Annotated in this window: 9 protein-coding genes; 5 read left to right on the top strand and 4 right to left on the bottom strand. The window is 67.6% G+C overall.

The features are described 5' to 3' along the window. The first annotated feature begins 97 nt into the window (after window positions 1-97). Complete coding sequence (locus Verru16B_RS04630; RefSeq protein ID WP_069961193.1) at window positions 98-433, top strand: antibiotic biosynthesis monooxygenase family protein; 336 nt, start codon at window positions 98-100, stop codon at window positions 431-433. Here Verru16B_RS04630 and Verru16B_RS04625 read toward each other — a convergent pair whose 3' ends face one another. Together Verru16B_RS04625 and Verru16B_RS04620 are read right to left on the bottom strand one after the other, a co-directional pair. Next, window positions 434-1,825: an MFS transporter gene (locus Verru16B_RS04625; protein ID WP_069961192.1), complete on the bottom strand. Its 1,392-nt coding sequence runs from the start codon at window positions 1,823-1,825 to the stop codon at window positions 434-436. After that, on the bottom strand, window positions 1,822-2,430 hold the full coding sequence (locus Verru16B_RS04620) for a DinB family protein (protein WP_069961191.1): 609 nt from the start codon (window positions 2,428-2,430) through the stop codon (window positions 1,822-1,824). Before Verru16B_RS04620 ends, Verru16B_RS04625 begins: the two co-directional genes overlap by 4 nt. A 66-nt stretch (window positions 2,431-2,496) precedes the next feature. Here Verru16B_RS04620 and Verru16B_RS04615 point away from each other — a divergent pair, with 66 nt between their 5' ends. Beyond that, window positions 2,497-2,847, top strand: coding sequence for a winged helix-turn-helix transcriptional regulator (locus tag Verru16B_RS04615; RefSeq protein ID WP_069961190.1), 351 nt, complete (start codon window positions 2,497-2,499; stop codon window positions 2,845-2,847). Between the two features lie 31 nt (window positions 2,848-2,878). Here the strand turns inward: Verru16B_RS04615 and abc-f are convergent, their stop codons facing one another. Together abc-f and Verru16B_RS04605 are read right to left on the bottom strand one after the other, a co-directional pair. Continuing rightward, window positions 2,879-4,735, bottom strand: coding sequence for a ribosomal protection-like ABC-F family protein (gene abc-f / locus Verru16B_RS04610; protein ID WP_069963597.1), 1,857 nt, complete (start codon window positions 4,733-4,735; stop codon window positions 2,879-2,881). A gap of 168 nt (window positions 4,736-4,903) precedes the next feature. Next, window positions 4,904-5,770 carry an NAD-dependent epimerase/dehydratase family protein gene (locus Verru16B_RS04605; RefSeq protein ID WP_069961189.1) on the bottom strand — a complete coding sequence of 289 codons (867 nt, stop codon included), beginning with the start codon at window positions 5,768-5,770 and terminating at the stop codon, window positions 4,904-4,906. A 115-nt stretch (window positions 5,771-5,885) separates the two neighbouring features. Here Verru16B_RS04605 and Verru16B_RS04600 point away from each other — a divergent pair, with 115 nt between their 5' ends. The 3 genes from Verru16B_RS04600 (at window position 5,886) to Verru16B_RS04590 (ending at window position 14,422) form a co-directional block, all read left to right on the top strand. After that, on the top strand, window positions 5,886-8,150 hold the full coding sequence (locus Verru16B_RS04600; RefSeq protein WP_069961188.1) for a thioredoxin domain-containing protein: 2,265 nt from the start codon (window positions 5,886-5,888) through the stop codon (window positions 8,148-8,150). Window positions 8,151-8,225: 75 nt separating this feature from the next. Beyond that, the gene (locus Verru16B_RS04595) at window positions 8,226-13,823 is read left to right on the top strand and encodes a PAS domain S-box protein (RefSeq protein ID WP_157772210.1); all 5,598 of its coding nucleotides are present in this window, start codon (window positions 8,226-8,228) and stop codon (window positions 13,821-13,823) included. Continuing rightward, a complete protein-coding gene (locus tag Verru16B_RS04590) occupies window positions 13,820-14,422 on the top strand; it encodes a response regulator (protein ID WP_069961186.1) in 603 nt (200 codons plus the stop codon). Before Verru16B_RS04595 ends, Verru16B_RS04590 begins: the two co-directional genes overlap by 4 nt. Window positions 14,423-14,425: the final 3 nt, after the last annotated feature.

The raw sequence follows: 14,425 nt of genomic DNA, 5'->3' as shown, positions 1-14,425 counted from the left end.
GCATGGCCACAAAAAGCGCAAAAAGCACAAAAACGGACTGGGGTCATGCTCCGAGGGCTGCGCGTCCTCCGCGTTTAACTTCATTCCTGCCTTTCCGATGAACCAACCTGTCCAAGGGTCCGCCACCCCCGAGCCGCCTTATTACGCCGTCATCTTTACCTCGCGCCGCACGGACGGCGACCGGGGCTACGACGCCATGGCCGCGCGCATGGTCGCGCTGGCCGCCACGCAGCCGGGATTTCTCGGCGTCGAGAGCGCGCGGGGCGCCGACGGCCTCGGGATCACCGTCTCCTACTGGCGTGACGAAGAGTCGATCCGCGCCTGGAAACGCGACCCCGACCACCAGCAGGCGCAGCGGGCGGGACAACAGGCGTGGTATGACGACTACCAGGTGCGCATCGCCAAGGTGGAACGCGCCTATGGCAAACCCTGATCAGGGCAGCGATCGTCTGGCCGGACCGCCCGGCAGGACCTTGAGCGGAAGCGCCAGCAATGCGGTGACGAGGCCGCCGCCGGCGAGCAGCAAGTAGATTGGCTGAAAGTCGGCGAGTTGGACGCGGCTGTGGCCGGCCAGCGTCACCGCACCGGCGATCCCGAGGGCCATGCCGAGCTGGCGGATGGCTTGGTTCACGGCGTTGCCCGAGGCGAGCAAAGACGCGGGCAGATTTGCCACGGCCACACCCGCCAAACCGGGCAGCACAAAGCCGATCGCCGCGCCCGTGGCCAGCTGGCCCGGCAGCCACGCCGCCAGGTAGGCGGGGTGCGCGCCCACCCGCAAAAAATACCAGAGCTGTCCCGCGGCATACAGCAATCCGCCCGCCACCAACACCGGCCGATAGCCGCGACGGCTCGCGATATTCCCCCCGAGCAGGGCAAACGGCACCACCACGAGCGGTCCGACCACCGCGGCGAGCCCGGCGCGGCTGGGGGAATAGTGCCAGACCCCGGTCATGAAGAGGTAGAACGCCAGGAACATCATCCCGAAGCAGGCGCCGAACAGCAGCGTCCCGAGATTCGCCAGACGGAAGTTCCCATCCGCGAACAGCCGCAGATCGACGGCGGCGTGCGGCCGGCCGCGGGCCCAAGCCACGAAAGCCAGGGTGAGCAGCAGGCCGGCGCCGAGGCTGGCCCCGGTGGGGACGGACAGCCAGCCAACCGCGTTGGCCCGCACGATGCCCAGCACGAGCAGGCTGCCGGCCGCGCTGAGGAGGATCGCGCCGGGCCAGTCCGTCCGGACCGGTGAGCGGCCGACGGTGGATTCAGGCAGCTGCCGGCGGCCAAGATGGAGCAGCAGGAGTCCGAGTGGCACGTTAACCCAGAAGATCGCCCGCCAAGACACGGTGTCGACCAGCCAGGAACCCAGGGCCGGGCCGACGGCGGCGGCCAGCGCCCCGGAGGCGCCCCAGAGGCTGACAGCCTGCGCGCGTTTTTCCCGCGGACCGGCGTCGAGGGCCAAGGCCAGGGTGGCGGGGGTGAGCCAGGCTGCGCCGACCGCCTGCAGTACCCGACCCGCGATCAAAGTGGCCGGCGAGGTGGCAAGGCCGCTCAGGACCGAGGCTGCGGTAAATACGGTGAGGCCGAGCAGGACGGCGGATTTGCGGCCGCGGCGATCGGCCCAGCCACCCAGGGGTGCGAGCAGGGCGGCGTAGACGAGGGTGTAGGCGTTCAGGATCCACGACAGCGCCTCCGGCGTGGTGGCGGCGAAGTGCGCCCGCAACGCCGTGAACGCCGCGACCAGGGCGGTGGCGTCGAAGGAGACCAGAAACACCGTCGCGCACGCCAGGGCCAGGGTGCGGGAAGGCCCGGCGGCGCCCGGCGGGTTCATGCGGCCGCCGTCGGTTTGAGGGCGAGATGGCGGAGGATAGTCTCCACCTGCCGCCGGTGCAGGCGGAGGTGGAACGCCGCGAGGAAATACCAGCCCGCCGCATCGAGCGGACCGAACCACGGGTGGGGGAAGCGGTGGGCGGTGCGTAGCTCCGGCACGGCGGCGGCCGCCAGGGTGAGTTCGTTACAGCCGCGGCCAAAGGCCTTGATCACCCGCGCGTCGATCCCCGGGGCGGGCTTGACCGCGGCGGTGCTGGCCGGTTGCGCCGGGATCTGGCCGGCGGCCAGGAGACCGATGGTCTCGGTGACCGCCGCGTTCACGATCCGCAGGTGCTCGAGCGTCATGAAGACCGACCAGTGCCGGCTGCTGTCCTCCAGGCCGGGCAGCCGCGGGATCAGCACCGGTCGCGCGCCCGCGGCCGGGTCGCAGTCGCCGGCGAGCGCGATGAGGGCGTCGCACTCGGCGTGGATCATCGCCTCGGCCTGGCCGCGGCCGGTGAACATACGGCCGCCGTGGAACATCAGGTTGGCCACGAGCAGCTCGGGCTTGGGCAGGCCCGCGCCGGGCGGCGCGAGGCGGGGAGAGGTAGGGGGCAGGGAAGTCATGCTTGCAAAACGCAAGTAAGATAAGTTGCGAGTTGCAAGTAAATTCTCGGGTCCTAGATTTCGGGCATGGCTGCCGCGACCTCCCCCGACCGACGTTCCCCCTGTCCCGTGGCCTGCGGCCTGGACATCTTCGGCGATCGCTGGACCCTGCTGGTCGTGCGGGACCTCGTGCTGGGGTCGGAGCGGTTCAAGGATTTTGCCGCCTCACCGGAGGGGATACCGACCAACATTCTCACCGACCGGCTCGGCCGGTTGCAGGCGAGCGGCATCGTGGAGCTCACGGCCGCGGCCGATGGGTCGCGTCACCCCGCGTACCGGCTGACCGAAAAAGGCAAGGCCATGAAGCCCATCCTGGCCGCCATGCGCGACTGGGGCCTGGCGTGGGAAAAGGGAACGAAGGTTAAGCTCGGCCGTTGACTCAGGCCGGGCCGGGGAAGGCGGAGACCGCTCAGGCTTTCTCGGCTGCCGCCAGACGGGTGGCGGCTTTCTCCCACTCCGCGGTGGCGGTGGAGAGCTGGTCGACGACCACGCTGAGTTCCTTGTTCAGGTGGTGGAACTTGCCCTTGTCGGCGTAGGTGTCGGGCGACTCCAGCGCGGCGGTGATCTCGCCCTGCTTGGTCTCGAGCTCGCTCACGCGCTGCTCGAGCTTGCCGACCTCGATGCGGAGCTTCTTCACATCCACCGGCGCAGCTTTGGGCTCGGAGCTCGGGGCCTTGGCGGCCGCGGCGGCCTGCTTCGGGCGGGCGTCGGTGAAGCCGGCGGTGAGGGCGGCGCGGGCGTTCGAGGCCTTGGATTTCTCGAGGTAGTAGTCGTAGTTGCCGGCGTAGGGCGTGAGGCGACCCGAGTGGACGTGCAGCACCGTCTGCGCGAGGGCGCGGATGAAATACACGTCGTGGCTGATGAAGATGAAGGTGCCCTCGTACTGCTTGAGCGCGCCCACAAGCGCGTCGATCGACGGGATGTCGAGGTGGGTCGTCGGCTCGTCCATCAGGAGCAGGTTGGGCGGGTTGACGAGCAGGCGGGCGAGGGCGAGGCGGGACTTTTCGCCGCCGGAGAGCACGCTGACCTTCTTGTGGACGTCGTCCTTGCGAAAGAGGAAGCCGCCGAGCACGGCGCGGGCCTGCTGTTCGGTGAGCTGGTTCTCGTTGGTCCGCAGCTCCATCACGTTCTCGAACACGGTGAGGTCGAGCTTGAGGTTGTCGGCGCGGTTTTGCGCGAAGTAGCCGGGGATGACGTTGCTGCCGAGCTCGCGGGATCCGCCCTGGATCGGGATCACGTCGGCGAGGATCTTGAGCAGCGTGGACTTGCCCGCGCCGTTGGGGCCGACGAGCACGATCTTCTGGCCGCGCTCGGCGTCGAAGTTCAGGTCCTGGTAGACGACATGGTCGCCATAGGCCTGGTGCACGTTCTTGAGGTTGACCACGCGGAGCCCGGAGCGCGGGGGCTGGGGGAAACGGAAATTGATGCGCTGGAGGTCCTCCCAGGGTTCCTCGACGGCGACATCCTTGAGGCGTTCGATCTGCTTCTCCTTGGACTTGGCGCGGGAGGCCATGGAGGCCTTGGCGCCGAAGCGGTCGACGAACTTCTGGAGGTGGGCGATCTCGCGCTGCTGGTTCTTGAAGACGGCGGCCTGCTGCTCCTTGCGGGCGTCCTTCTCGTTCAGGTAGTCGTCGTAGTTGCCGGTGTACTTGTTGAGCGTGCCGCCGCGCAGCTCGAGGATGCCGGTGCAGAGGACGTTCAGGAATTCGCGATCGTGGGAGATGATGACCAGGCCGCCGGGATAGCGGGTGAGGTAGTCCTGGAACCAGAGCAGGGCCTCGAGATCGAGGTGGTTGGTCGGCTCGTCGAGCATGAGCAACGCGGGCTCGCTGACGAGGAGGCGGGCGAGGTGGGCGCGCATGACCCAGCCGCCGGAGAAGGACTTGGCCTGCTTGTCGTGGTCGGTCTCGCGGAAGCCGAGGCCGGCGAGGATCTTCTTGGCGCGGGGCTCGAGGGTCCAGTCGATGTCGTAATCGTCGTCGGTCTCGGGCACGAGTTTCTTGCCGCTGGTGGCGATCTGGATGACGGTCTCCTCGCCGATGGGCGCGCTTTCCTGGGGGAGGTAGCCGAAGTCGGCGCCGCGCTCCCACTCGATGGTGCCCTCGTCGGCCTGTTCCTCGCCGAGGATGAGGTTGAAGAGGGTGGACTTGCCCGCGCCGTTGGGGCCGACGAGACCGAAGCGATCCGTGCGCGCGACGAAGAGCGATACCTCGGAGAAGAGCTCGCGGGTACCGTAGGACTTGGAAACGTCGGCCAGGGTCAGCATGGAATCGGTCAGTGAGCCCGGCCGCTGGGTCGCCGTCAATGGCGGGTTTTCGCGGCGAATTTGCAGGGTCGGGGCTTGCCCCCAACTCGTGGCCGAGGTCGCCGCAAGCGACGACCCCACAGGAATTAGCGACAGCCGGTCGCGGCCGGAAGGAGACTCATCACCAAGTTAAAGCGGGAAGAAATGCTCCTGTTTCCAGCCGAGGAGCTGCTTGAGCCGGGCGTTGGAGATCAGGGCGGTGCGGCCGGGGAGGGGGGACTTGAAAGCCTGCTGGCCAGGCAGGAAGCGGGCGATGAGTTCGGCGGTGGGCAGGTTCGAGGAGGTGTCATCGGCCGCGATGATGACCGGCTCGCAGCCGAGGCCGTCCTTTTCGATGGCGAGACGGCAGCCGGCCGCGAGATCGCGCGAGTCGATGTAGGACCAGAGGATGCGGAGGCGGTCCTCCGGGTGGGCGAAACGCGCCCGGAGGCCCGCATAGTCCTCGGGGCACACGACGTTGCCGATGCGGAACGAGATGATCTGCGTGCCGTCGCGACGGTGGAACATGGCGGCGGTGGCCTCGTTCACGACCTTGGTGAGGCCGTACGTGTCCTCAGGCAGCTGCGGGTGCGCCTCATCGACCGGCAGGTACTGCGGGGCGAAAAATTTATCGGCGAAGCAGATCCCGTAGGACGACTCGCTGGAGGCAACGACGGCCTTCTTGATGCCGAGCAGGCCGCAGGCCTCGAGGACGTTGTAGGTGGTGAGGCTGTTGACGCGGAAGATCTCGTCGTTCGGATTTTCGTGGGCGCGCGGGATGGCGGCCATGTGGACGACGCCGGCGAAGGGGGCGCGGTTGCCCGTGCTGTGGGGCGAGAAGGCCGACACGACCTGTCCGAGCTGCGTGAGGTCGGCGACGAGGGTGCGGCAGAGCGGCTGCGCCGGGCGGCGGGTGTCCACGTTGGTGACGTCGTAGCCCTGCTCGAGGAAGTGGCGGATGATCCAGTGGCCGGCCTTGCCGCTGCCGCCGGTGACGATGATGCGCTTGGAGGACATGGGTGGGGTGATGCAAGGCAACCTGTCCGGGGTCACCTGATCCGCAATGACATTGTCCGCCGGGCGCGGGCTAACATTCGCTTTGCCACCGGGGGAAATTGCGCGACTTTGCCGCATGCCCAATCTCCTGGCCGCCGAAAAATCCCCCTACCTCCGTCAACACGCCGACAATCCCGTGGACTGGCGGCCCTGGGGTGAGGCCGCGCTGGCGCAGGCCCGGAACGAGGGGAAACCGGTTTTCCTCAGCATCGGCTATTCAACCTGCCACTGGTGCCATGTCATGGCGCACGAGTCATTTGAGGATCCGGCCGTGGCCGCGGTCCTCAACCGCGACTTTGTGCCGGTGAAGCTGGACCGCGAGGAGCGGCCCGATCTCGACCGCGTGTACATGACCTATGTCCAGCAGACGACCGGTTCCGGCGGCTGGCCGATGAGCGTGTGGCTGACGCCGGAGGGCAAACCGTTTTTTGGCGGCACCTATTTTCCGAAGGAGGACCGGCACGGCCGGCCGGGTTTCCTCACCCTGCTCACCACCATCGCCGTCCACTGGGGCACGTCGCGGGAGAAGATCGAGACCGGCGCGGAGGAAGTCGTGCAGGCCCTGCGGCGCTATGCGGTCGACGGGGCGGGCCGCGAAGAGAAACCCGCGGGCGAGCCGGTGCCCCTGCACGAGGCGGCGGGCGAGGCCTTCGAAAAATGCTTCCAGTATTTCTACGAGGCGCACGATGCGCGCTGGGGCGGCTTCGGCGGCGCGCCGAAGTTCCCGCGGGCCTCGATCCTGGATTTTCTCTTCCGGTCGGCGGCGCTGCAGGGCGCGGCCACCGACCTCGGGCAGACCGCGATTGGCATGGCGGCCACGACCCTGCAGCGGATGATCGAGGGCGGGCTGCATGATCACCTGGGCGGCGGCTTTCACCGGTACTCGGTCGATGCGGAGTGGCACGTGCCGCACTTCGAGAAGATGCTCTACGATCAGGCGCTCATCGCACTGAACTGCCTCGAGGCGCAGCAGGCGACGGGGCTGCCGGTGTTCGGCTGGGCGGCGCGGGACATCTTTGACTACGTGGCGCGCGACCTCACCAGCCCGCAGGGTGGATTCTATTCGGCGGAGGACGCGGACAGCGCGCCACTCGAGACGGCGCGAAGTGACAAGGATCAAGGATCAAGTGACAAGAAAGCAGCCCACGCGGAGGGTGCGTTCTATGTTTGGACCAAGGCCGAGATTGAAACCGTGTTGGGCACGGACGCGGAATTTTTCTGTGGGCACTACGATGTGAAACCGGACGGCAATGTCGCATCCGATCCGCATGGCGAATTTGGCGGCAAGAACGTGCTGCGGCAGCTGCGTCCGCTGGCGCGCACGGCGGAGTTGTTCAAGCTGCCCGTGGCTGCGGCGGAGGAGAAGCTGCTGGGTTGCCTGGAGAAACTGCGCCTGGAGCGGGCCAAGCGCCCGCGTCCGCACCGCGATGACAAGATCCTCACGGCGTGGAACGGGCTGATGATCTCGGCGCTGGCGCGGGGCCAACAAATCCTTGGGGGTGCCCCGGCCCCGGGGCCCGAATCCCGCGGCGGGGTCGCCGCGGCTCCCGGCTATCTGGGCGCGGCCACGCGGGCGGCGGAATTCATCGCGCGCGAGCTTTACGACCCGGCGACGGGCCTGCTTTACCGCAGCTGGCGCGAGGGGCGGAGCGACATTCCGGGCTTTGCCGAGGATTACGCGTATCTGATTCAAGGCCTGCTCGATCTCTATGAGGCGGGGTTTCAGATCCGCTGGCTACAGTGGGCCGAGGTGTTGCAGGCCAAGATGAACGAGCACTTCTGGGACGACGCCCGGGGCGGGTATTTTAATTCCCGGGCCGATGACCCGACGGTGATCGTGCGGCTGAAGGAGGATTACGACGGGGCGGAGCCGGCGCCCAACTCGGTGGCGGCAATGAATCTGCTCCGATTGGATTGGATGCTCGGCGAGGCAGCCGGGGTTGCTGACCCCGGGGCCGGCGACAGTTATCGGGACCGGGCGCTGAAAGCCATCGGGGCGCTGCGGTCGCAGTGGTCCCGTCTGCCCCAGGCGTTGCCGCAGATGCTCGGCGCGATTGAGCTGGCGCTGGCGGATCCGCGCACCGTGGTCCTGGCGGGCGATCCGCACTCACCGGAATTCCAGGCCATGACCGCCGTGCTGCATGAGGCCCTCGGCCCGCGCCGGGCCATTCTGGCGCTCGACGGGGCCGCCGGCCAGGCCTGGCTGGCCGCCCGCCGGCCCTACCTGGCGGGGATGAACCGGCAAGCCGGCCGTGTCACCGCCTATGTCTGTGAGCGTTTCGCCTGTCAGGCACCCGTGGGGGATCCGGTGGCGCTGCGGGCCGCGCTGCTCCCCGGCTGAGGGCGCCGGGCGGTGGGTGGTGGGGCGCAAGACGACTTTACAGGCGCCGCAATGTGTCGATTCTAGGACACACCCTTGCCAGCTCCCTTTCCCCTGTCCACGGCACCGACCCGCTGGCTGCGCATTTGCGGCAGCCTCGTGCTGGCTTTGGCCGGGTTGATCATCGCCGGCCATGTGCTGGACTGGCCCGTCGCGCGCAGCTTTGTGCCGCACGGGGCGGAGGCGAACATGAACGCCGGTGTCTGCCTGCTTCTCTGCGGTTGCGGCCTGCTGGGCTGGTCGTGGCGGGTCACCGCGGTGGCGCGGGTGGTCGGGTGGCTTTTGGTCGGGATCACCAGCCTGATTTTTCTGGAAACCCTGACCGGCTGGCCGGCCGGCATCAACCAGCTGTTCTGGCCGCAACAGACTAGTCTTTTCCTCTGGATCCCCGGCCGCATCGCGCCGCATGCGACGCTCGCCTTCCTGCTGGCCGGGCTGACGTTCGCGCTCACGGGTACGCGCTGGGCCACCCGCCGGATGTGGCGGACCCATGCCGGCTTCCTGATCGGCATGAGCCTACTGCCGCTGCTGCATTATGCCGTCATCGTCCTGTTGGAGGGGACCATGGATGTGCGCAACATGGCGATCCCGACCGCGCTCGGTCTGCTCGTGCTCGGCCTGGGCCTATACCTGCAACTGGGGGGAAAGCTGGCGGACAATGGCCCGCGGGTCCTCGCGGGGGCCTCGCTCGCCCTGATGATCTCCCTAGCGATTTTCATGATCGTGGGCGCCACGCAGCTGATCGAGGCCAACCGGATGGTCACCCGGGCCCAGGAGTCACGCGCGGCGATCAACAACCTGGTCTCACGGGTCGCCCGCATGGAATCCACCGCGCGCGCCTTCGTGCTCACGGGCGAGGAAGGCTTTGGGGCCCGCGTCCGGGTGCACGCCGCGGAGATGCAGGTGCAACTGGCGGCCCTGCCCGGTCTCGTGCGCGGCCAGTCTCGGCAGGAGGAACGGCTGGCCGAGGTGCAGCGGCTGGCGGGTTTCAAGATTGCGGAAGCCGAGTCCCTCGCGGAAAATTACCGGCAACACGGCCTGACCGCGGCCGCGCGCTTTCTCCAGGGCCTGCCCGTGGCGCGCACGGGCCGGCTCGTCGTCGTGGCGGAGGAGATGCTGGCGGAGGAGGACCTGCTCCACCGCCGCAGCCTGCGCCTGCAGCAGACCATGGAGATGAATGTCCGCGTGATCCTGGTCATCGGCGGCATCCTCGTGGCGGGGGTCATGGCTGGCAGCTCGGTGCTCACCATCCGTTCGATGCGCGCGCGGCAGCGGGCGGAGCAGGAGCTGACCGATGCGAACCGCGTGCAACGCGCCGTGCTGGATGGCACGGTGCTGGCGATCATCGCGACCGGGCCGGACGGCCTCATCCATGAATTCAACGCGGGAGCGACGCAGATGCTCGGTTACCGGCGCGAGGAGATGGTTGGCCGGCAGACACCTGCATTGATCCATCTCAGCGAGGAAATTTCCGCCCGGGCCGCCGAGCTTTCGGTCCAGCTCAACCGGCGGATCGAACCGGGTTTCGAGGCCTTTGTGGCCCGGGCCCGGGAAGGCTCGGCCGACGAAAGGGAGTGGACCTATGTGCGCAAGGATGGCTCGCGCTTTCCGGTGCGGCTGAGTGTGACCGCGTTACGGGACCACGACGGCAAGATATCCGGTTTCCTGGGGGTGGCCCAGGATCTGACCGAATACAAGCGGGCTGAGGTGGCCGTGAAGCGGAGTGAAGAGCGGCTGGGGCAGGTGCTCGGGCACGCCGAGTGCCTCGTTTGGGAGGCCCAGGTGACCCTCCAGCCCACCGATTGGGCCTGGCGGATGTCCGTGTATCCTTCCGGCCTCTATCGACGGCTGACCGCGGGGCAGGTCGCCGAGCCGCGCGCGGGCCTGTGGTATAATTTCAAAATCCCGGAACAGGAGGAGATGAACCGCCGGAGCCGCGACGCGATGGAGCAGGGCCTGAACGGCTACGTCCAGGAATTCCAGCTGGTGCAGGACAACCGCGTCACCTGGCTGCGCGAGACGGTGGCGGTCCGGCGGCAGGAGGCGGGACATTTCTGGCTGGTGGGTGTGGTCATTGATGTGACGGATCGCAAGCAGCTCGAGCAAACGCTGGGTGCCACCGAGGAACGCTTCCGCAACGCCTTCGATTTTGCCGGCATCGGCATGGCGTTGGTGGGGCTCGACGGCCGCTGGCTGCAAGTCAACCGGGTGCTGGGTGACATGCTGGGCTACACCGAGGAGCAGCTGAGCACGCGGACCTTTCAGGAAGTGACGCATCCGGAGGACCTGCAAACGGACCTCACAAAGGTGGATGATCTGCTGCAGGGGCGCCACCGGCACTATCAGATAGAGAAACGCTACATCCACCAGGACGGCCGCATCGTGCATGCCCGCCTCACGGTGACGCTGGTGCGCGACCTGACCGGCGCGCCGCTGCATTTCATCGCGCAGATTGAGGACATCACGGCCCGGCAGCAGGCGGAGCAGGCGCTGGTGACCAGCCAGCGGCAGCTGAGTGAAATTTTCCGCTCCATGACGGAGGGCCTGGTGCTGCAGGACGGGCAAGGTCGGATCATCGAGTGCAATGCCGCCGCCGAGAGCATCCTGGGCCTGTCCCGCTTGCAGTTGCTGGGTTTGGAAACCGCGGATCGCCGGTGGCAGGCGTTGAAGGAGGACGGCAGCCCCTACCAAGGCGAGGATTTGCCCGCGATGGTGACGCTGCGGACGGGGATACCCCAGCGGGGCGTGATTCTGGGGATCAGGAGGCCCGACGGCCCGATCCGTTGGCTCTCCGTCAATACGGAGGTGATCCGGGATGAAAACGGCACGCTCCACGCGGTGGTGGCCAGCTTTGCCGATGTCACCGAAAGCAAACGGGCGGTGGAGGCGCTCGCCGAGAGCGAAGAGCGGCTGCGTCTGGCGGCCTCCGTCGCCGGACTGGGGGTGTGGGACTGGGACTTGGCCAACCATCAAGTCAACTGGGATCGGCAGATGCAGGTGATTTATGGACGGCCGGACGACGGCGGCGTCGTGGATTACCAGGTTTGGACGGGGGCTATGTCGCCCGCCGAGGTTGCCCGGCAGGAAGGGATTTTGCAGAACACCATCCAGCAACGGGGTCGCTCCCAGCGGGAGTTCGTCATCCGGCGGTATTCCGACGGGGCCAGTCGTGTCATTCAGGCGGCCGAAATGGTGGTTTGCAACCTGGAGGGCCGGCCGGTGCGCATGGTCGGGGTGAACCGGGATATCACCGAGGTGCGCGAGAGCGAAGTGCGGCAGGCGGCCAGCGAGCAACGATTGAAGGATGTATTCCGCTCCATGGCCGAGGGCCTGGTGTTGCACGATGCCAGTGGCCGGATCATCGAATGCAACGACGCCGCCGAAACGATCCTCGGCCTGTCCCGGGCCCAGATGATGGGCCTGACGTCCTTTGACTCGCGCTGGCAGGCCTTGAACGCGGACGGCACCCCCTGCCATCCGGACCATCATCCGGCGACTCTCACCCGCATGACCGGGAAATCCTTGCGCGGCGTGATCATGGGGGTCCGCAAGACCGACGGCGCCATCAGCTGGCTGTCGGTGAACACGGAGGGGATCCTGGATGAGAAGGGTCACCTGAAGGCCGTGGTGGCCAGCTTTTCGGACGTGACTCAGAAACGGCAGCAGGAAATGGCCCTGCGCGAAAGCGAGGAGCGGCTGCAACGCGTCCTGGGGCAGGCGGACTGCCTGGTTTGGGAAGCCAAGGTCACCATCGTGGGGACCGAGTGGAAGTGGCGCTTCACCTATCAGCCTTCGGGCCTGCTCCAACGGATCGCCGGGGAATGTATGCCCGAAGAGCACTGGGGGCTTTGGAACAACCGCAATGTGCCCGAAATGGCCGAGATGGACCGCCGGGCGCGGGATGCGCTGCTCGGCGGCAAGCGGGGATACACGCAGGAGTTTCAGCTCCGGAACGAGGGGGCCGTCACGTGGATCAATGAAACGGTCTCCATTTCGCCTCTCAGTTCCGGAGATTTCTGGCTGGTGGGGGTGGCCATCGATATCACCCGCCGGAAGGAGCTGGAACAAAGTCTGTCGGCCGCCCGTGACCAGGCGCTGGCGGCGTCGAAGCTGAAGTCGGAATTTCTCGCCAACGTGAGCCATGAGATCCGCACCCCGATGAACGGGGTGTTGGGCATGGCCGACCTGCTCATGGACACGACCCTGGCGGAGGAACAGCAGCAGATGGGCCGCGTGATCCAGTCGAGCGCCCGGAACTTGCTCACGATCATCGACGACCTGCTGGATTTCGCGAAAATCGAGGCGGGCAAACTGAGCCTGACGGAAGGGGAGTTTAACCTGACGGAGCAGGTGGATCAGACGCTGGCGCTCATGGCCCCGCGGGCCGTGGCCGGTGTGCTGGCCTTGGAGAGCGACCTGCCGGCCGGGCTGCCGGCGCGATTGCACGGTGATGCCGGGCGGTTGCAGCAGGTGCTGGTCAACCTGGTGGGCAATGCGATGAAGTTCACCGAGCGGGGCACCGTCACGGTGGTCGTGCGGCCGAGTCCGCCCACGGGCCCGGGGCGCTACGCATTCCGCCTCGAGGTGCGTGACACCGGCATCGGCATCACGGCGGCGCAGCGGGCGCGGCTGTTCCAGCCCTTCACCCAGGCCGACGGCTCGACCACGCGGCGCTACGGCGGCACGGGGCTGGGCTTGGCCATCTCGCGGCAGCTGGTCGAGTTGATGGGGGGCCGCATCGGTGTCGAGAGCGAGCCGGGCCGGGGTTCGGTGTTCTGGGTCGAGTTGGAACTGGCCATGCCGCCGCCGGGCCCGGCCCTGCCGGCCCCCGCCGCGCCGGTGGCCGACCTACCGGCGACCCTGCGCATTCTGGTGGCCGAGGACAACGAGGCCAACCAGCTGGTGATGCGCCTGCTGCTGGGCAAGATGGGGGTGGCCCATACCATTGTGGGTGACGGGCAGGCGGCCATCGGCCAACTGGCCCGGGAGCATTATGCACTGGTGTTGATGGACTGCCAGATGCCCCGGCTGGACGGTTATGAGGCGACGCGCCAGATCCGGGCCGGGGCCGCCGGGTCGGCCCGCGAGCGCGTGCCGATCATCGCGCTCACGGCGCATGCGCAGGCCCGGGACCGGCAGAAGTGCCTGGATGCCGGCATGGATGATTATCTGTCCAAACCCCTGCGGCTCGAGGCACTGCAGGTGGTGCTCCAGCGCTACGGCGTGGCGGTCACGCTGGCCACCCCGGAGAATGCGCCACCGGTGGCGGCACCGGCGATCCTGGATGCGGGCCAGCTGGCGGAGCTGCGGGCGCTGCCCGGGACCCGGCCGGGCGAGACCTTGCTGGAGCTGCTGGCGGACAAGTTTCTCCAGGAGATGCCGCCCAGCCTGGGGCGGTTGCGGAGCGAGCTCGAGGCCCGCCACGCCGCTGAGGTGGCCTCGCTGGCCCACCGACTCGCCGGCAGCGCGGCCAGCCTGGGTGCCGGGCCGCTGCGGGCGCTGCTGCTCGGGCTTGAGCAGGCGGCGCACGCAGGCGACTGGGCGGCCGCCGACGGGCATGGCTCGGGACTTGACCGGCAATGGCAGTTGGTACAGGACGCTTTGCGCGCCCTGCGCCCGCCTTCCGTCCCATGAGAATCCAAATTGTCGAGGACGACCCCATTGCCGCCACGTTGTTGTCGGCCTCGCTCAAGGTGCTGGGCCATGAGCCGACCCTCGCGATGAGCGGGCTCGAGGGCTGGACGCAGTTCCAGCAGGCGCCGACCCGCGTCGTGATCAGCGACTGGATGATGCCCGGACTCGATGGCCTCGAACTCTGCCGGCGCATCCGCGGGACGGGGGGCGAGTACACCTATTTCATCCTGCTCTCGAACCTGTCGGCCAGTGGGGAGAACCTGGATCAGGCCATGAGCGCGGGGGTCGACGATTTTCTCGCGAAGCCGGCCAAGGTGGCCGAGCTCAAGGCGCGACTGCACGTGGCCGAGCGCATCCTGAACTACGCCACGCAGGTGCGCCAGCTGGAGGAGATCATCCCCATCTGCGGGTACTGCCGGAAGCTGCGGGACGACCAGAATTACTGGAGTCAGGTCGAGGAGTACATCGGCCGGCAGACCGGCGCCAGTTTCAGCCATGGCGTGTGCCCGGATTGCTACGACCGGGTCATCGTGCCTCAGATGCGGGATCTCGGGGTGGAGCCGCCGCCCTATCCGCAGGTCCGCCGGGTAAACCCGTAACCG

The organism is Lacunisphaera limnophila, assembly GCF_001746835.1.
Classification (GTDB): Bacteria; Verrucomicrobiota; Verrucomicrobiia; order Opitutales; family Opitutaceae; genus Lacunisphaera; species Lacunisphaera limnophila.
This window is presented reverse-complemented; position numbering and strand designations above follow the sequence as displayed.